This is a genomic window from Xanthomonas campestris pv. campestris str. ATCC 33913 (assembly GCF_000007145.1).
Lineage (GTDB): Bacteria > Pseudomonadota > Gammaproteobacteria > Xanthomonadales > Xanthomonadaceae > Xanthomonas > Xanthomonas campestris.
The window spans coordinates 2,917,724-2,935,515 of record NC_003902.1 but is presented as its reverse complement, the minus strand read 5'-3'; the positions used below and the strand labels follow the sequence as shown (position 1 = coordinate 2,935,515).

The window sequence follows — 17,792 nt, the reverse complement described above, 5'->3', positions numbered from 1 at the left end:
TCCCAGGTACATGTTGTTCTTTGATGTTTTGATCCGGCAATTGCCTGGATGTGCTGCATCGCGCGCCAGGACGGCGATCACGCATTCTCGCGACTGCAACGTATGGTAGACACCGCGCTTGCATGCAAACGCGGCCTGCATACGTATTCAACGGCGATTACGCTGCTGAAATCGATTCCACTGATGCGTCATCGAGTGGCGAGTGCTTGCGCTGCGCTGCAGCGAAGGCTGCAGGTTGCAAACGCCGGTCAGCAAGGCGCTTGGTGCAACCGATGGCAGCACTGCGCAGGCAAGGCACGCCCGCGCAGCAACTGCATTAGGGCGCTGACTCCATCGGCACGAAGCGAATCGCCTGGCCACCACCGGGTGCCAGCCGCAGTTCCAGCGTGTCGATGCTGCTGACCTGGCGTTCTTCGCGGATAAAGGCGAACGGGTTGTGCACGTAGCCGGCGTCATCGCCATCGCGGTAGATCTGCGCGCGATAGCGCACGCCCGGTTCCAGAAACCCCAGCGGCACCTGCAACAGGCGGCCATGTTCGTCGGTGATGCTGCCCAGGAACCAGTCGCGGCTATGCCGGTCCTTGCGCGCAATGGTGACGTAGTCGCCCACCTCGCCATTCAACGCGCGGGTCTGGTCCCAGTCCACGGCCACATCCTCAATGAAACGGAACGCATCGCGGTGCTGCAGATAATGCTCGGGCAGATCGGCCGCCATCTGGATCGGGCTGTAGAGCGTCACGTACAAAGCCAGCTGGCGTGCCAGCGTGCTGGGAATCGCCTGGCCATTGCGGCCCTTGAGGCTGACGATGCCGGGCGTGTAATCCATCGGCCCGGCGAGCAGGCGAGTGAACACCAGGTTGACTTCGTGTTCGGGCGGATTGGGCGGCTGGCCCCAGGCGTTGTATTCCATGCCACGCGCGCCTTCGCGCGAAATCCAGTTGGGATAGGTGCGGCGCAGGCCGGTGTCCTTGATCGGCTCGTGCGCATTGACTGCAAGGTGGCGCTCGGCTGCCTCCTGCACCACGTGCAGGTGATGGCGCGCCATCCACTGACCGTCGTGCCATTCGCGCAACGGCGTGCCACCGGCCGGATTGCGCCGCTCCACCTGGCCGTCGTCGCAGACATAGCCGGTCTTGACCGAATCCACGCCGAAACGGGCGTACAGATCCATCGCTTCGGCAATCTGATCTTCGTAATGGTCCACCGCACACCCCGTTTCATGATGGCCGATCAGATGCACGCCCTTGCCGGCGGCATAGCTACTCAGCGCAGGCAGGTCGAAATCTGGCGTTGCTCTGGTGAAATCGAAGCTGCCGCCATTGCCAAACCACTCGCCGTCCCAGCCGGGATTCCAGCCTTCCACCAGCACACCGCGAAAGCCGTGCGCGGCGGCGAAGTCGATGTAGCGTTTGGTCGTGGCGGTGGTAGCCGCATGTTTCGGGCCGGTGGCCCAGGTCTGCTGGTTGAGATGCATCGACCACCACACGCCGACATATTTGGACGGTTTGACCCAGCTCACATCGCCCAGGGCGTTTGGTTCGTTGAGGTTGAGAATGAGGTTGGATTCAACCAGGCCGGTGGCCTGATCGGCGATCTGCAGCGTGCGCCACGGGGTATCGAAGGGCAGGGTGCGGCGTACCTTCCAACCCTCGGCGGCGGGCGAGAGGTGGGCACGCAGCCGCTGCCCTTCGGTACGGCGCAGCCACATGCCGGCGTAGTCCACCAACGCGGCTTCGTGCAGCGCCACGTGCAGCCCGTTGCGGCTGCGCAGCGTGAGCGGCGTATGCGCCAGCGCCACTTCGTTCAGCGGCGTGCGCTGATACAGGTATTCGTAGTGGATGGGCTCGCCGGCGGGGATCCACCACGCCTCGGAAGGCTGCGCAATGGCGAACTCGGTGACTTCTTCGTCGATGATGGCTTCGCGCAGCGCGGCTTGCGCAGGGAAGTGATAGCGCAGGCCGAGCCCGTCGTCGTACACACGCACGATCACATCGAAGCGCCGTTGCGCGCCCTCGCGCTCGCCAAGGCTCACGCGCAATTCGTTGTAGTGGTTGCGCACCAGCCGGGTTTCGCCCCAGGGTTGTTCCCAGGTGTCATCGTGGCTGCTGCGCGCCTGCGACAGCACCTGCAGGCCGCGATCCAGGCGCCCATCGCGCAGCTGAAATCCAAGCCGCGAGCGCTCCACCACCGGCTCACCCAGCCGCTGCACACGGTAGTACGGCGTGCCGCCATCCACTTCCACGGTCACCTGCAAAATCTTGCCGGGCGAGGCAACGTCGATCGCATCCTCGGCCTGGGCAGTGGCAGCGGCGCCGCCCAGTGTGGCGATCACCAGCAGGCGCGCGATCCACGCGGCACCCAATGTCGAGCGTACTCGACGCGAAGACAGCGGCATATCCCCTCCCAAGGTCACCGTTGCACAAGCGCCGACTATGCCGCGCCGTTGCGTGCAGGCGTTGTGCTGCGTGCGGCGTGTGGCCATGAATACGTATGCAGGGGTGCGGAACCGTGGAGTGCGGCACTACCATGTTGCCCACGGTACCTGGGAGGGGCCGCGGCCGTGGCAGGCACTGCCACGCATCACAACGCGTGCAACGAGGGAGGGAGGCCGACGGCGCAAGCTGTCTCGCCGCTTCGATGCTGAAGATGATCTGCATGGCAGCGACGCTGGGCGTCGCCGCAAGTTCGCCGGTAGCGGCCGATGAACTGGAGTTTCAAGGACGCCGGGCGCAAGCGCAGGCGTTGGACGATGGTGGCTTTTTGTTGCGCTGGCCGCAGGGCGAACGCCGCATTCCCGCACAACCGATGCGCACCGACACCGCCAGCCCGGTGTTCGATGGGTTGTTCGCGCTGGCGCAACAGGAACTGGCCGACGACCGCGTGGAGGCGATCCGCGATCCCGCTTTCAATCACGGCAAGCCGGTAGCCTGCGCGTGCTTTGAAACCGGCGAGCGCTGGCCGTATGTGTGGACGCGCGATGTGAGCTTTGCCGCCGATCTCGCGCTGGCGCGGCTGGAGCCGGAGCGCACCCGCACCTCGCTGCGATTCAAGCTGTCGCAGGCGCGCGATGGACGCACGCCGGGCCTGTTTGTTGCGCAGGACACCGGCTCCGGTGGCAGTTGGCCGATCAGCAGCGACCGCGTGGTGTGGTTTCTGGCCGCACGCGGCTTGCTCGAAGATCGCGCGTTTGCCGACGAAGTCTGGAGCGCATTGCAGGCCACCGTGGCACAGGACCGCGACGCGGTCTTCGATGCGGATATGGGTCTTTATCGCGGCGAAACCTCGTTCCTGGACTGGCGCGAGCAGACCTATCCTGCATGGACGCGCGAGGATGTGCGCTTCATCGCCGAATCCTTCGCGCTGTCGACCAATGTGCTGCATTACCAGGCCCTGCGCCTGGCCGAGCAGCTGGCGCGGCAGCGTGGCGACGCGCGGGCCCGCGAATATGCGCGCTGGGCCGCGCAACTACGGCAGGCCATCGATACACGTTTCTGGGATGCAACACAGCAGCAGTACGTCAGCTATCTTGGCAGTGCGGCGCACCCGGTGCGCTACGCCAAGGTGGACATGCTGGGGCTGTCGCTGGGTGTGCTGGCCGATGTGTTTCCCCCCGAGCGAGCGCGTGAGGCGATGCGCCGCTATCCGGCCGTGGCCGGCGGCACGCCCGTGGTGTGGCCGCAGGAACGCATGCAGCCGATCTATCACAACCGCGCGGTGTGGCCGTTTGTCAGTGCCTATGCGCTGCGCGCCGCGCGCACGCTCGACAACGCACCACGGATTGCACTCCAACTGGAATCGCTGATGCGCGCAAGCGCGTTGGCCGGTTCCAACATGGAAAACTACGAGATGCAGTCGCTTGCCGTGCATGTGGAGGAGGGAGCGCGCAGCGGCCCGGTGGTCAATTCGCCACGGCAGCTGTGGTCGGTGGCCGGGTACCTGTCGGCGGTGCTGGAAGGCGTGTTCGGCGTTGCTGCCGATGGCAGTGTGACGCCCAAGCTGCCGCGTTCGCTGGTGCCGCTATTGTTCGGCGACCGTACCCAGATCGTGCTTGAACAGGGTGCGCGGCGCTACGTATTGGTACGCCCCGAAGGCCGCGATGTTGATGGCGATCTGCTGGTCGCCGGGCGCATCGAACACCAAGGGCAGACCACGCGTGTGCAACTGGTTGGCCGTGCCGCGGAGATGCAGGCACCACCGCGACCCGCCCAGGTATTCGCGCCGGAAATGCCGCCTGCGCCGCATGTTCAACCGCATGGCGATGGCCTGCGCGTTGCCATTCCTGCCGGCACCACGCTGTATCTGGATGGCCGCGCGGTAGAGGCCAGCACACGGTTTGACCTGAGCGACGACGGCCTGCTGCACGACCTCAGCCTGACCCGTCGCGCTGACGGTCTGGAGTCACTGCATAGCCCCACGGTCACCGTTGGCCCGATGCAGGCGCTGCCCGGCGCTGCGCAGTGGGCGTGGCAACCCGCACGTGCCGGGCGTCACCGCATCGCACTGCGGTATCGCAATGACAACGGCCCGATCAATACCGGCATCACCGCTGCGGTGAAACGGTTGCAGCTGGAGTGCCCGGGCCATGCGCCGCAGACCCGCACCATCGTGATGCCGCATAGCGTGGGTGAGCAGCTGTCCACGCACGTGGTGTTCGATCTGCCGGCACTGCAGCGCTGCACGCTACGTCTGGAGGAAGGCTTCAACATGAGCGCACTTGCGCATTTTGCCGCGTACAACGGCGGGCGCGGCGGCGAGGATGGTGTGCGAAATCAGGCCACGGTGAGCGCCTTGTTGGTCGGGCCGGTCGCCTCAGCGGAGGCGGCGCCATGAAGGCCAAGCCAACGCTGAGTTTCTGGCAGATCTGGAACATGTGCTTTGGATTCCTCGGCATCCAGTTCGGCTTTGCACTGCAAAACGCCAATGCCAGCCGCATCTTCCAGACGCTGGGCGCGCAGGTCGACGATGTGCCCGGGCTGTGGATTGCCGCGCCGCTGACCGGGCTGATCGTGCAGCCCATCATCGGCTATCTCTCCGACCGCACCTGGACCGGCTGGGGCCGCCGCCGGCCGTACTTCATGATCGGTGCGGTGTTCACCACGCTGGCGTTGCTGGTGATGCCCAACGCGCCGGTGCTGTGGATCGCAGCCGGCACGCTGTGGGTACTGGACGCGTCCATCAACATTTCGATGGAGCCATTCCGCGCCTTGGTCGGTGACCAGCTGCCGGCCGAGCAACGCCCCAGCGGCTACGCGATGCAGAGCTTTTTCATTGGCGTCGGCGCGATTGTGGCGAGCTTTCTGCCCTGGCTGCTGACGCGCTGGGGCGTAGACAACACTGCACCTGCCGGCGAGCTGCCCGATAGCGTGCGCTACGCGTTCTACCTAGGTGCGGCGGTGTTGTTCCTGTCGATCAGCTGGACGGTGCTGCGCACGCGCGAATACAGCCCGGCCGAGCTGGCGGCGTTTGAACCGGCGCCGGCACCGGCTGCCGCGCAACTGGCCGCCACCGATCAACCCAGCCTGCAGGCCAGCGTGCTGTGGTGTCTGGGCGGGTTGCTGCTGGCCGCTGCCATCGCCTGGCAGCACGGCGATCGCATGTTGTACGTGCTGGCGGGCCTGTGCATCGCCTATGGCGTGCTGCTGGCGTTGGCGCGCGTGCTGCCGCGTGGCGGCATGCTGGTCGCAATCATGCACGATCTGCGCCACATGCCGCAGACGATGCGGCGCCTGGCCTGGGTGCAGTTCTTTTCGTGGTTTGCGCTGTTTGCGATGTGGATCTACACCACCGCGGCAGTGCCGCAGGTGCATTTCGGCGCACGCGATACCGTCTCGGCCGCCTACAACGACGGGGCGAACTGGGTGGGTGTGTTGTTCGGCGCCTACAACGGCTTTGCCGCGCTCGCCGCCACCGTCATCCCGCTGATGGTGCGTGCGATCGGGCTGCGCTGGAGCCACCTGTGCAACCTGTGGCTGGGTGCGGCGGGGTTGTTGTCGATGCTGTTCATCCGCGACCCGTACTGGCTGCTGCTGTCGATGCTGGGCGTCGGTTTTGCCTGGGCCTCGATCCTGTCCTTGCCCTATGCACTGCTGTCCGACAGCGTGCCCGCCGCCAAGATGGGCGTGTATATGGGCATCTTCAATTTCTTTATCGTGATTCCGCAATTGGTTGCCGCCAGCGCCCTGGGCTTCGTGCTCCGCGTGTGGCTGGGCGGGCAACCGATCTACGCGCTGGCGATCGGCGGCTTGAGCCTGATCGTGGCCGGTGTGTGCGTGGTGCGGGTCCCAAGCGCCCAGGGAGGGCAATGATGCGCAGCGTCTTGATGGCAGCCATGCTGCTTTATTCGGGAGCAGCCTGCGCTGCGCCTGCACCCGGTGATTACTACGGCACCCTGGAACCGTTCGCCGCCGATGCGGTGTATTTCGTGGTCACCGATCGCTTCGTCAACGGCGACACGGGCAACGATCACCGCGACCAGGGCGGCGCACATCGCAGCTTCGATGTGCCCACACCGTGCGACGGTGGCGTGGGCGACAACATCGGTTACCTCGGCGGCGACTTCAAGGGCATCGTCGATCATGCCGACTACATTCGCGGCCTCGGCTTTGGCGCGGTGTGGATCACCCCGATCGTCGACAACCCGGACGAAGCGTTCACCGGTGGCAAGCCCATCACCTGCGAGAGCACGCTCAGCGATCACGGCAAGACCGGTTATCACGGCTATTGGGGCGTCAATTTTTACAGGCTCGACGAACATATCCCCAGCCCGGGGCTGGATTTCGCCGGGTTCACGCGCTCCATGCACGCCAATGACCTGAAGGTGGTGCTGGATATCGTCGGCAACCACGGCTCGCCCGCCTACAGCATGCCGGTGGCGCAGCCCGGGTTTGGCAAGCTCTACGACGCACAGGGCCGCCTGGTTGCCGATCATCAGAACCTCGCACCCGCACAGCTCGACCCGGCGCACAACCCGTTGCACGCGTTCTACAACACCAGCGGCGGCCTGGCGGAATTGTCGGACCTCAATGAAGACAACCCGGCTGTGCTGGACTATCTAGCCGGCGCCTACCTGCAGTGGATGGAGCAGGGTGCCGATGCGTTTCGCATCGACACCATCGGCTGGATGCCAGACCGCTTCTGGCATGCCTTCGTAGCGCGGATCCGCGAGAAACGCCCGGGCGTTTTCATGTTTGGCGAAGCCTTCGACTACGACCCGGCCAAGATCGCCGGCCACACCTGGGCGCGCAACGCCGGCGTCAGCGTGCTGGACTTCCCGCTCAAACAGCAGCTATCCGCCGTGTTCGGCCACAAACAGGCTGGCTTCGAACAGCTCGCCACGCCGCTGTATCTGCGCAAAGGCCCGTATGGCAACCCGTACGAGTTGATGAGCTTCTACGACAACCACGACATGGCGCGCCTGGATGCCAGCGATACCGGCTTCATCGATGCGCACAATTGGTTGTTCACCGCGCGCGGCATTCCGGTGATCTATTACGGCTCGGAAACCGGCTTCATGCGCGGGCGCGCCGAACACGCGGGTAATCGCAATTATTTTGGCGAAGAGCGCGTCAGCAACGCACCGCAGAGCCCGATCTTCGGCCCGCTGCAGCGCATCGCGACCTTGCGGCGCAATACCCCGGCCCTGCAGCGCGGCGTGCAGGTGGATCTGCAGTTGCGCGGCGACCAGGCAGCGTTCCTGCGCGTCTACCAGCATGCGGGCATGACGCAGACCGCGTTGGTCTTGCTCAACAAGGGCGACGCGGCGGCGGACATTGCGGTGTCCCGCTTGCTGCAGCCCGGCAGCTGGCGCGACGCCTTCAGTGGCGAGCAGGTGCAGGTGCAAGGTCGCGTGACGCTGCAGGTGCCGGCGCATGGCGTGCGCGTGCTGCTGTCGGATGCGCCGGTGACCGACGTCGCCCTACGCAAGCAGCTGGACGCACAGATGGCGGACCAGGCCGCGCGCGATGCACGCAACAAGTAGGAGCGCGCCAGCGCGCGATGCGGCGTTATCGGTGACGCCTCATCGCGCACAAGTGCGCTCCTACAAAGGCATCAGTCGGCTGCAATAGCGTCAGCAGGTCGCGACCAACAACGATGGCGACTCATCCGCGCGACGCATGCTCCAACGATTCCCGCTTCCCGCTTCCCGCTTCCCGCTTCCCGCTTCCCGATTCCCGAATCTCAGCGCGTCGCGTTTCCGCTCGCCGCCTTCCCGCGCAGCCCATCGCTGGACTCCGCAGCCGTCGACGGGTTCCACCCCAGCGGCGGTTGCAGGCCACTGCTGGTCGACGACTCGCGCACCGCCAGCCGAACCGGGATTGTGCGGCTCTGTGCAGCGTCACCACGAATCAGCGCCACCAGGCTTTCGACCAACAGGGCGCCGGCCTGCTTGGTGTCCTGTTGCACGGTCGATAGTGCTGGCGCCACCGAGGCAGCCAGGGCGATGTCGTCGAAGCCGCTGACGGCCACGTCCTGCGGCACGCGCAGTCCGCGTTCGCGCAGTGCCCGCATCGCGCCGATCGCAATCAAATCGCTGGCCGCGCACACCGCGTCGAACGCCTGCCCGCTGTCGAGCAGCGCCAGGCACGCGGTGTAACCGGACAGCTCGGTGGTAATCGCATCGAACTGCAGCGCGGCATCCGCCGCCACACCCTGTAACGCTAACGCTGCGACATGCCCGCGATAGCGCTCCTCGAACTCCGGGTAATGGTTGGAGGCGTGGCCGAGAAATGCGATCCGCCGGCAGCCCTGCGCGAGCAGGTGCTCGGTGATGTCCAGCCCGCCCTGATAGTTATCGCTGCCGATCGAAATACCCGGTTGACCCGGCAGCGCCGCGCCCCAGCGTACGAAGTGCGTGCCTTGTTCGACCAGCAGCTGCAGCCGCTGGCGTGATTCCTGATAATCGCCGTAGCCGAGCAGGATGATGCCGTCGGCCTTGTTGCTGTCTTCGTAATCGGCCTGCCAATCCTTGGACAGCTGCTGGAACGACACCAGCAAGTCGTAGCCCTGCAGCGCGCAGGCACGGGTGATCGAGCCCAGCATCGAGTGGAAGAACGGGTTGATCAGCGAGTCATCGGCGGTGGGGTCTTCGAAGAACAGCAGCGCCAGCGTGCCGGCGTTGCGCAGCCGCAGCGAGGAGGCGTTTTTGTCGACCTTATAGTTCAGCTCGCGGGCAATCCGCAGGATCCGCTGGCGGGTGTCCTCGTTCACCATCGGGCTGCCGCGCAGGGCACGCGAAACGGTCGGTTGCGAGACGCCGGCCAGGTAGGCGATATCCAGCGAGGTGGCTTTACCCTTGATGGTCATGATCGGCAACGGCAGGACAAGTGGCCGGCATCATGCCATGCGCCCGCCGGGCCCGTGCTGCCACGCGCATCGGCCCGCTGATTGGTTTACCATTCGCCTCAGACACCCTTGCGAGAAGGTGGCCCGCGCCCCGCGCCGGCCGAGCGTGCGACATGAGCACTAGCCCTGCCCACCGCTGATCCCGACCGGCGCCAGACCGCAAGGCGCCCACGCGGCGCTTTTTTTGCGCCTGACTTCTTCGCCTGACCCTTTCGAGCCTGTCCCCGCGTGGACGGATCTCTCACTGCAGCAGCCACCGGCTGCGGCCAGACCAGACCCTATCGTTGCCCATGATCACCATTACGCTTCCCGACGGCAGCCGCCGCGAATTCGATGCTCCCGTGTCCGTCATGCAGGTCGCCCAGTCGATCGGCGCCGGCCTGGCCAAGGCCACCATCGCCGGCCAGGTGGACGGCCAGCTGGTCGACGCCAGCGACCTCATCGAACATGACGCCAGCCTGCGCATCATCACCGCCAAGGACGCCGAAGGCGTGGAGATCATCCGCCACTCCTGCGCCCACCTGGTCGGCCATGCGGTCAAGCAGCTGTACCCGGACGTCAAGATGGTGATCGGCCCGGTGATTGCCGAAGGCTTCTATTACGACATCTACAGCGAGCGCCCGTTCACGCCGGAAGACATGGCGGCGATCGAGCAACGCATGCAGCAACTGATCGCGCAGGACTACGACGTGATCAAGAAGGTCACCCCGCGCGCCGAGGTGATTGAGGTGTTCGCCCAGCGCGGTGAGGAGTACAAGCTGCGCCTGATTGAGGACATGTCCGACGACATCACCGCGATGGGCCTGTACTACCACCAGGAATACGTGGACATGTGCCGCGGCCCGCACGTGCCCAACACGCGCTTCCTCAAGGCCTTCAAGCTGACGCGCATCTCCGGCGCCTACTGGCGTGGCGATGCCAAGAACGAGCAGCTGCAGCGCATCTACGGCACCGCCTGGGCCGACAAGAAGCAGCTCGACGCCTACATCCTGCGCATGGAAGAAGCCGACAAGCGCGACCACCGCAAGATCGGCAAGGCACAGGACCTGTTCCACCTGCAGGAAGAGGCCCCGGGCCTGGTGTTCTGGCACCCCAAGGGCTGGTCGCTATGGCAGGTGGTCGAGCAATACATGCGCAAGGTCTACCGCGACAGCGGCTATGGCGAGGTGCGTTGCCCGCAGATCCTGGACGTGTCGCTGTGGCAGAAATCCGGCCACTGGGACAACTACCAGGACGCGATGTTCTTCACCGAATCGGAGAAGCGCACCTACGCAGTCAAGCCGATGAACTGCCCCGGCCACGTGCAGGTGTTCAATCAGGGCCTGCACAGTTACCGCGACCTGCCGATCCGCTACGGTGAGTTCGGCGCCTGCCACCGTAACGAGCCCTCCGGCGCGCTGCACGGCATCCTGCGCGTGCGTGGCTTCACCCAGGACGACGGGCACGTGTTCTGCCTGGAATCGCAGATCGAAGCCGAAGTCACCGCCTTCCATCAGCAGGCGCTGGCGGTCTATACCGCCTTCGGTTTCGACGACATCCAAATCAAGATCGCGCTGCGCCCGGAAAAGCGCCTCGGCGACGATGCGACCTGGGACAAGGCCGAGGCCGCGCTGCGCAGCGCGCTGGGCGTATGCGGCGTGGAATGGCAGGAGCTGCCGGGCGAGGGCGCCTTCTATGGCCCGAAGATCGAGTACCACCTCAAGGATGCGATCGGCCGCACCTGGCAACTGGGTACGATGCAGGTCGACTTCATGATGCCTGGCCGCCTCGGCGCCGAGTACGTGGACGAGCACAGCCAGAAGAAGCATCCGGTCATGCTGCATCGGGCCATCGTCGGTTCGATGGAGCGTTTCATCGGCATTTTGATCGAGCACCACGCCGGCGCATTCCCGGCCTGGCTGGCTCCGGTCCAGGTCGTTGTCGCCAACATCACCGACGCTCAGGCTGAATATGTGGACTCGGTTCGGAAAACCCTTGCAAATCAAGGCTTCCGTGTCAGCGCCGATTTGCGTAACGAGAAGATCGGTTATAAGATTCGCGAGCATACGCTGCAACGCGTGCCGTATTTGCTCGTGGTTGGTGACCGCGAGAAGGAAAATGGCGCGGTCGCCGTGCGGACGCGTTCGGGAGAGGACCTCGGAACCATGACGGTTTCGGCCTTCATCGAACGCCTGCAGGCAGAGCAGGCAGCGTGAGCCAACCCCGGCCGGTCTGGATGATCCGGATGCGCCGGTTCGATTCCCCTGGGAGATTGCAATATCAGTACCCCTGACAACAAACAGAACCGCAAGAACCAAGAAATCCGTGTGCCGCGCGTTCGCGTGATCGGTAGTGACGGTGAGATGGTCGGCGTGTTGTCGCGCGACGAAGCGCTCGCCAAGGCCGAGGAAGAAGGCCTGGATCTGGTCGAAATCCAGCCGCAGGCCGATCCGCCGGTCTGCAAGATCATGGATTTCGGCAAGTTCAAGTTCGAGCAGCAGAAAAAGGCCAACGAGGCCAAGAAGAAGACCAAGCAGGTCGAGATCAAGGAACTCAAGTTCCGTCCGGTCACGGACGAGGGCGACTACCAGATCAAGCTGCGCAACATGCGCCGTTTCCTGGAAGAGGGTGACAAGGTCAAGGTCAACATCCGTTTCCGTGGCCGCGAAATGAGCCACCAGGAACTGGGCCGCGAGATGGCGGCACGGATCGAGGCCGATCTGGGCGAAGACATTGTCATCGAGTCCCGTCCGCGCCTGGAAGGGCGGCAGATGGTCATGATGATCGCGCCCAAGAAGAAGATCTGATCCTGCGCCGCGGCGGGCCCGAGAGGGGCCGCCCAGGCGGCGACAGCGACGATTTGCAAGAATTCCCGGCAACGGGCATACTGCGCGGCCCGGTTTTGCCGGGGAGCTGTGCAAGCGGTACCAGGACCTGTCCTGATCGTGTTCGATCAAGGGCTTACAAGCAGGCAAGGGCAAGGATGGAAAGCGTGGCCACAAGGCTGCCGCCCGTGTCAGTGACAAAACACCATCAAGGACATAGCAATGCCCAAGATCAAGACCAACCGGGCGGCGGCCAAGCGTTTCCGCAAGACCGCCTCCGGCAAGTACAAGTGCGGCCACGCAAACCGTAGCCACATCCTCACGAAGAAAGCGACCAAGCGGAAGCGCAACCTGCGGCAGACGAATCACGTCCGTGCCGAGGACGCTGGCCGTCTTGACCGTATGCTTCCCTACCTCTGAGGACTGACCCATGGCACGAGTAAAGCGTGGCGTACAGGCGCGTCGCCGCCACAAGAAAATTCTGACCCTGGCAAAGGGTTACTACAACGCACGCCGCAAGGTGTTCCGCGTTGCCAAGCAGGCCGTCATCAAGGCACAGCAGTACGCCTACATCGGCCGCAAGCAGAAGAAGCGTAATTTCCGTTCGCTGTGGATCACCCGCATCAACGCGGCTGCCCGCATCAACGGCTTGAGCTACAGCCGTTTCATGAATGGCATGCTCAAGGCTGGTATCACCCTGGACCGTAAGGTGCTGGCTGATATCGCCGTGCACGACGCCGCCGGCTTTGCCGCGCTGGCCGAGAAAGCAAAGGGCGCGCTGGCAGCGTAAATGCAGGTCCCTCTGCAGGCCTCGCACCTATGTGCGGACGCTTGAAGAGAGAGTCCACAACAGCAACCCACACTATGTGCGGTTGTTGAAGAGGGCAGATCACCGTAAGTCTTCGCATCGTCGTGTGCAGGGCTTCGGTGAGGGAAACGCAGATATGCAGGGGGAAGGGCGCGAGTCCTTCCCCTTTTGCGTTTCAGGGAGCGGCCACCGCAGCAACGCGCGGTACGGCTTCCAGGTGTGCAAGGCGGCCCGGTGCAGTCCGGGAGTTCGTTCGGCTGAGCAGGTGAGGCACGAGTGCAATGAGTGAGATTCAATCCCTGACCGCGCAGGCGTTGGCCGATGTTGCTGCCGCGCACACGCCGGACCAGCTGGAAACGCTGCGCGTCGCGCTGCTGGGCAAGAACGGCAGCATCACCGCCCAGCTCAAGCAGCTCGGCACGTTGCCGGCCGACCAGCGCAAGGCGGCTGGTGAGGCGATCAATCTGGCGCGCGATGCGCTGACCACGGCGCTTTCCGAGCGCAAACAGGTGCTCGAAACCGCAGCGCTGGACGCCCGTCTGGAAGGTGAGCGCATCGATGTGACGCTGCCCGGCCGACGCGGTGAGCGCGGCGGTCTGCATCCGGTGACGCGGACCCTGGAGCGCATCGTCGAGATCTTTGCGCGGCTGGGTTACGAGTTGTCTGACGGCCCGGAGATCGAGGACGACTGGCACAACTTCGAAGCGTTGAACTTCCCGCCGCATCATCCGGCGCGTGCCATGCACGACACGTTCTACTTCGGCGATGGCCGCCTGCTGCGCACGCATACCTCCGGCGTGCAGGTGCGTTACATGGATACCGCAGTGGCCACCAAGAGTGGCCCGCCGCTGCGCATGATTGCGGCCGGCAAGGTGTATCGCTCCGATTCGGATCAGACCCACTCGCCGATGTTCCATCAGGTCGAAGGTCTGCTGGTGGACGAGCATTCCAACTTCGCCGATCTCAAGGGCACCTTGTCCGAGTTCGTGCGTGCGTTCTTCGAGCGCGATTTCGAAATGCGCTTCCGGCCCAGCTATTTCCCGTTCGTTGAGCCTGGTGCGGAAGTGGATATCGCCTGGCAGCAGCCCGATGGCAGCACCCGGTGGCTGGAAGTGCTTGGCTGCGGCATGGTGCACCCGAACGTGCTGCGCAGCGTCGGCATCGATCCGGAGCGCTACACCGGCTTCGCCTTCGGTCTGGGCGTCGAGCGCTTTGCGATGCTGCGCTATGGCGTCAACGACCTGCGTGCCTTCTTCGAAAACGACGTGCGGTTTCTCAGGCAGTTTGCTTGAGGGCAGGAAATCGGGAATAGGGAATAGAGAATCGGAGCAGCCAAGCGCGCTCCTGGCTCACCTTCCAGATCCCCGAAGACCTCCCGCTGCTGCGATTCCCGATTCCCTATTCTCTTTTCCCGGCTCCCCATGAAATTCTCAGAAAATTGGCTGCGTAGCCACGTTCCGATCCAGGCGAGCCGCGAGGAGCTTGCCGCGACGCTGACGGCCATTGGCCTGGAAGTCGAAGCGGTCACGCCGCTGGGTGATGCGCTGGGCCAGGTGGTGGTGGCGCGGATCATCGCGGCGGTGCGCCATCCGGAGGCCGATCGCCTGCAGGTGTGCAGCGTCGACGCGGGGCAGGGCGAGTTGCTGCAGATCGTCTGCGGTGCGCCCAATGCGCGCGCTGGCCTGGTCGCGCCACTGGCCCTGGTCGGTGCGCAGATCGGCGAGCTGACGATCAAGGCGGCCAAGCTGCGCGGTGTGGCGTCCAATGGCATGTTGTGCTCGGCCAAGGAGCTTGGCCTGGACAGCGACGCCTCGGGCCTGTTCGAGCTGCCGGACGATGCGCCGGTGGGCCAGGCGCTGGCCGAGTATCTCGGTTTGCCCGATGCCAGCATCGAAATCAAGCTCACCCCCAACCGCGCCGACTGCTTCAGCGTGCGCGGTATTGCCTTTGACGTGGCGGCTGCCTGCGCCAGCGAAGTCGCCGCCTTTGATGCGGCTGCCGTGGCGCCTGTATCGACGCGCACGCTCGCGGTCGAGCTCAATGCCGGCAGCGAGGCGCCGCGCTATTGCGGGCGGGTGATCGAAGGCATCGATCCTGCGGCGACTACGCCGGTGTGGATGGCCGAGCGTCTGCGTCGCAGTGGCGTGCGCCCGGTGTCGTTGCTGGTGGATATCACCCAGTACGTGATGCTGGAGCTCGGCCAGCCGATGCATGCCTTCGACCTGGATACGCTGCATGGGCCGGTTGGCGTGCGGCGCTCGCGTGCTGGCGAGCAACTGGCATTGCTCGATGGCCGTGAGGTCACGCTGGACGACAGCTTCCTCACCATCACCGACGCAGATCGCCCGGTGGCACTGGCCGGCTTGATGGGCGGGCTGGACACGCGCGTCACCAACACCACGCGCAATGTGTTTCTGGAGTCGGCATATTTCGATCCGGCCGCGATCATGGGCCGCGGCCGCAAGCTTGGTCTGCACACCGATGCCGGTCATCGTTTCGAGCGTGGCGTGGATCCGGCGCTGGCACCGCAGGCGATCGAAGTCGCGACGCGCTTGGTGCTGGAGCTGGCCGGTGGCATGCCCGGGCCGGTGGTGGACGCCGCGCTGCCGCACCATCTGCCGCAACCGGCGTCGATTCTGTTGCGGCGTGCGCGCATCGCGCGCGTGCTCGGTATCCAGATCGACGATGCGGACGTGGCGCGGATCCTGACCGCGTTGGGCATGCACGTCGAGGCGGCTGCAGACGGCTGGCAAGTGACGGCGCCGAGCCGCCGCTTCGACATCGCGATCGAAGAGGACCTGATCGAAGAGCTGGCGCGCATCCACGGCTACGACCGTGTGCCGACCACCTTGCCCGGTGGCGCCAGCCGCATCGCCATGCCCAGCGAAACGCAGCTGGACGAGCTCAGCGTGCGCCGCCAGCTGGTGGCGCGCGAGTTGCAGGAAACCATCAACTACGCCTTCGTCGATGCCGCATTGCTGGAGCGCTGGCAACTGACCGATGGCGTGGTGCCGCTGGCCAATCCGCTGAGCGCCGAGCTTGCGGTGATGCGCCCACGGTTGTTGCCGGGCCTGGTGGCCACCCTGGGGCGTAACGTTGCGCGGCAGGTTGGGCGGGTGCGCTTGTTCGAACTGGGCAAGGTGTTCTCCGCTGCAGGCCCTGGCGATGCGCCGGTCGAGTCGCAGCAGGTGGCTGCGGCTGTCTGCGGCGATGCACTGGCGCTGCAATGGGGTGAGCCAGCGCGCAAGGTCGATTTCCACGATCTGAAGGGCGATTTGCTGGCCCTGGCTGCGGCCAGCGGCGCGGTGCTGGAATTCCAGCCGTCCACGCAGCCATTCGGTCACCCGGGCCGGTCCGCCGACATCTATCGCGATGGGGTATGCATTGGCTGGATCGGCCAGGTGCACCCGCGCCTGGCCAAGTCCCTGGACATCGACGTGGACGTCATCGCGTTCGAGCTGCAGCTTGCGCCGCTGGTGAAGCGGGCGCTGCCACGTGCTGGCGAGCTCTCGCGTTACCCCTCGATGCGTCGCGACCTGGCCTTCCTGGTGCCCGATGCGGTGAGCTGGGCGGCGCTGTCTGCAAGCGTGCGCACCAGTGTCGGCCCGTTGCTGCGCGAGGTGCAGTTGTTCGACCGGTATGTGGGTCAAGGGGTCGAGCCAGGTTTCAAGAGTCTGGCTATGGGCTTGATTTTGCAGGATAACTCGCGCACTCTCACCGACCGGGACGTGGATGCGGTCGTCGCCGATGTGGTGGCCGTGATCGAGCGCGAACATCGCGCCCGGATCCGGGGTTGAGGCGGTAACAGGGGATTGGCATGGCATTGACGAAAGCGGAGATGGCCGAGCGTCTGTTCGACGAAGTCGGCCTGAACAAGCGTGAGGCGAAGGAATTCGTCGACGCGTTTTTCGATGTGCTGCGCGATGCACTGGAGCAGGGCCGTCAGGTGAAGTTGTCGGGCTTCGGCAACTTCGATCTGCGGCGCAAGAACCAACGGCCCGGTCGCAATCCCAAGACCGGTGAGGAAATTCCGATCTCGGCCAGGACGGTGGTGACCTTCCGCCCCGGCCAGAAACTCAAGGAACGGGTGGAGGCTTATGCTGGATCCGGGCAGTAATCGCGAGCTACCGCCGATTCCGGCCAAGCGCTACTTCACCATCGGTGAGGTGAGCGAGCTGTGCGACGTCAAGCCGCACGTGCTGCGCTATTGGGAAACCGAATTTCCGAGCCTGGAGCCAGTCAAGCGGCGCGGCAACCGACGCTACTACCAGCGGCACGATGTGCTGATGGTGCGGCAGATTCGTGGCCTGCTGTACGAGCAGGGTTACACCATCGGGGGCGCGCGTCTGCGTCTTGAAGGGGATGGGGCCAAGAGCGAGTCAGCGCTGAGCAATCAGATCATCAAGCAGGTGCGCATGGAGCTTGAAGAAGTCCTGCAGCTGCTGCGACGCTAGGAAAGCGCCGCATAAAGCCGCTATAATCGCAGGCCGCCTCAGGGCGGGACGCAACATCTTCGGGGTATAGCGCAGCCTGGTAGCGCACTAGTCTGGGGGACTAGTGGTCGTCGGTTCGAATCCGGCTACCCCGACCAAACAACAGGCCCATGTCGCAAGACGTGGGCCTTTTTGTTGCGTCGCAACATGTCAGTTCGATGGCATTCCAAGCTATGTCACTATGCGCAACGGCATATTGCAAGGCGGCATATGCAAGTCCTGTGCGCAATTATTTTGCGGTTCAGGCTGCTACATGTCGAGATCGGTAGGCGTCCGTAAGTGCCCGGAAACGCTAGAGTTCGTATGCTGAGAATGACGACCCGGGTCACGTTCTCTTAACGTCGA

The 17,792-nt window shown here is 64.6% G+C and carries 13 protein-coding genes and 1 tRNA gene; 12 read left to right on the top strand and 2 right to left on the bottom strand.

Annotation, left to right across the window (positions count from 1 at the left end):
* Positions 1-316: 316 nt before the first annotated feature.
* Complete coding sequence (locus tag XCC_RS12830) at positions 317-2,395, bottom strand: glycoside hydrolase family 97 protein (RefSeq protein ID WP_011037605.1); 2,079 nt, start codon at positions 2,393-2,395, stop codon at positions 317-319.
* A gap of 242 nt (positions 2,396-2,637) precedes the next feature.
* Between XCC_RS12830 and XCC_RS12825 the strand changes: the two genes are divergently transcribed.
* From XCC_RS12825 to XCC_RS12815, 3 genes are read left to right on the top strand one after another with little or no spacing between them, the layout of a single operon-like run.
* Positions 2,638-4,830 carry an MGH1-like glycoside hydrolase domain-containing protein gene (locus XCC_RS12825; RefSeq protein ID WP_011037604.1) on the top strand — a complete coding sequence of 731 codons (2,193 nt, stop codon included), beginning with the start codon at positions 2,638-2,640 and terminating at the stop codon, positions 4,828-4,830.
* The gene (locus XCC_RS12820) at positions 4,827-6,305 is read left to right on the top strand and encodes an MFS transporter (RefSeq protein WP_011037603.1); all 1,479 of its coding nucleotides are present in this window, start codon (positions 4,827-4,829) and stop codon (positions 6,303-6,305) included. The genes XCC_RS12825 and XCC_RS12820 overlap by 4 nt, the downstream gene beginning before the upstream one ends.
* Complete coding sequence (locus XCC_RS12815) at positions 6,302-7,978, top strand: alpha-amylase family glycosyl hydrolase (protein WP_164923336.1); 1,677 nt, start codon at positions 6,302-6,304, stop codon at positions 7,976-7,978. The genes XCC_RS12820 and XCC_RS12815 overlap by 4 nt, the downstream gene beginning before the upstream one ends.
* Before the next feature lie 200 nt (positions 7,979-8,178).
* On the opposite strand, the gene XCC_RS12810 is transcribed toward XCC_RS12815, so the two are convergent.
* A complete protein-coding gene (locus XCC_RS12810; RefSeq protein WP_014508157.1) occupies positions 8,179-9,303 on the bottom strand; it encodes a LacI family DNA-binding transcriptional regulator in 1,125 nt (374 codons plus the stop codon).
* A 329-nt stretch (positions 9,304-9,632) separates the two neighbouring features.
* Here XCC_RS12810 and thrS point away from each other — a divergent pair, with 329 nt between their 5' ends.
* The 9 genes from thrS (at position 9,633) to XCC_RS12765 (ending at position 17,545) form a co-directional block, all read left to right on the top strand.
* The gene (thrS, locus tag XCC_RS12805; RefSeq protein WP_016944299.1) at positions 9,633-11,537 is read left to right on the top strand and encodes a threonine--tRNA ligase; all 1,905 of its coding nucleotides are present in this window, start codon (positions 9,633-9,635) and stop codon (positions 11,535-11,537) included.
* A gap of 48 nt (positions 11,538-11,585) precedes the next feature.
* A complete protein-coding gene (infC, locus tag XCC_RS12800) occupies positions 11,586-12,128 on the top strand; it encodes a translation initiation factor IF-3 (protein WP_070690874.1) in 543 nt (180 codons plus the stop codon).
* A gap of 240 nt (positions 12,129-12,368) precedes the next feature.
* Entirely contained in the window at positions 12,369-12,566 is a 198-nt protein-coding gene (rpmI, locus tag XCC_RS12795; protein WP_002811096.1) for a 50S ribosomal protein L35, read from the top strand.
* Between the two features lie 10 nt (positions 12,567-12,576).
* Complete coding sequence (gene rplT, locus XCC_RS12790; RefSeq protein WP_011037598.1) at positions 12,577-12,936, top strand: 50S ribosomal protein L20; 360 nt, start codon at positions 12,577-12,579, stop codon at positions 12,934-12,936.
* Between the two features lie 299 nt (positions 12,937-13,235).
* Entirely contained in the window at positions 13,236-14,246 is a 1,011-nt protein-coding gene (gene pheS / locus XCC_RS12785; protein ID WP_011037597.1) for a phenylalanine--tRNA ligase subunit alpha, read from the top strand.
* 129 nt (positions 14,247-14,375) lie between these two features.
* Positions 14,376-16,751 (top strand): phenylalanine--tRNA ligase subunit beta, encoded by a 2,376-nt coding sequence (gene pheT / locus XCC_RS12780; protein ID WP_011037596.1) that lies wholly within the window; start codon positions 14,376-14,378, stop codon positions 16,749-16,751.
* 20 nt (positions 16,752-16,771) lie between these two features.
* Positions 16,772-17,071 (top strand): integration host factor subunit alpha, encoded by a 300-nt coding sequence (locus XCC_RS12775; protein WP_002811076.1) that lies wholly within the window; start codon positions 16,772-16,774, stop codon positions 17,069-17,071.
* Positions 17,052-17,408 (top strand): MerR family transcriptional regulator, encoded by a 357-nt coding sequence (locus XCC_RS12770; RefSeq protein ID WP_005995911.1) that lies wholly within the window; start codon positions 17,052-17,054, stop codon positions 17,406-17,408. Before XCC_RS12775 ends, XCC_RS12770 begins: the two co-directional genes overlap by 20 nt.
* A gap of 60 nt (positions 17,409-17,468) precedes the next feature.
* Positions 17,469-17,545, top strand: a tRNA-Pro gene (locus tag XCC_RS12765).
* Positions 17,546-17,792 lie beyond the last annotated feature (247 nt).

What these genes read in the sequence shown, in the direction of transcription:
- XCC_RS12830 (WP_011037605.1), bottom strand. Translation starts at nt 2,395, where the DNA reads ATGCCGCTGTCTTCGCGTCGAGTACGCTCGACATTGGGTGCCGCGTGG.
- XCC_RS12825 (WP_011037604.1), top strand. Translation starts at nt 2,638, where the DNA reads ATGCTGAAGATGATCTGCATGGCAGCGACGCTGGGCGTCGCCGCAAGT.
- XCC_RS12820 (WP_011037603.1), top strand. Translation starts at nt 4,827, where the DNA reads ATGAAGGCCAAGCCAACGCTGAGTTTCTGGCAGATCTGGAACATGTGC.
- XCC_RS12815 (WP_164923336.1), top strand. Translation starts at nt 6,302, where the DNA reads ATGATGCGCAGCGTCTTGATGGCAGCCATGCTGCTTTATTCGGGAGCA.
- XCC_RS12810 (WP_014508157.1), bottom strand. Translation starts at nt 9,303, where the DNA reads ATGACCATCAAGGGTAAAGCCACCTCGCTGGATATCGCCTACCTGGCC.
- thrS (WP_016944299.1), top strand. Translation starts at nt 9,633, where the DNA reads ATGATCACCATTACGCTTCCCGACGGCAGCCGCCGCGAATTCGATGCT.
- rpmI (WP_002811096.1), top strand. Translation starts at nt 12,369, where the DNA reads ATGCCCAAGATCAAGACCAACCGGGCGGCGGCCAAGCGTTTCCGCAAG.
- rplT (WP_011037598.1), top strand. Translation starts at nt 12,577, where the DNA reads ATGGCACGAGTAAAGCGTGGCGTACAGGCGCGTCGCCGCCACAAGAAA.
- pheS (WP_011037597.1), top strand. Translation starts at nt 13,236, where the DNA reads ATGAGTGAGATTCAATCCCTGACCGCGCAGGCGTTGGCCGATGTTGCT.
- pheT (WP_011037596.1), top strand. Translation starts at nt 14,376, where the DNA reads ATGAAATTCTCAGAAAATTGGCTGCGTAGCCACGTTCCGATCCAGGCG.
- XCC_RS12775 (WP_002811076.1), top strand. Translation starts at nt 16,772, where the DNA reads ATGGCATTGACGAAAGCGGAGATGGCCGAGCGTCTGTTCGACGAAGTC.
- XCC_RS12770 (WP_005995911.1), top strand. Translation starts at nt 17,052, where the DNA reads ATGCTGGATCCGGGCAGTAATCGCGAGCTACCGCCGATTCCGGCCAAG.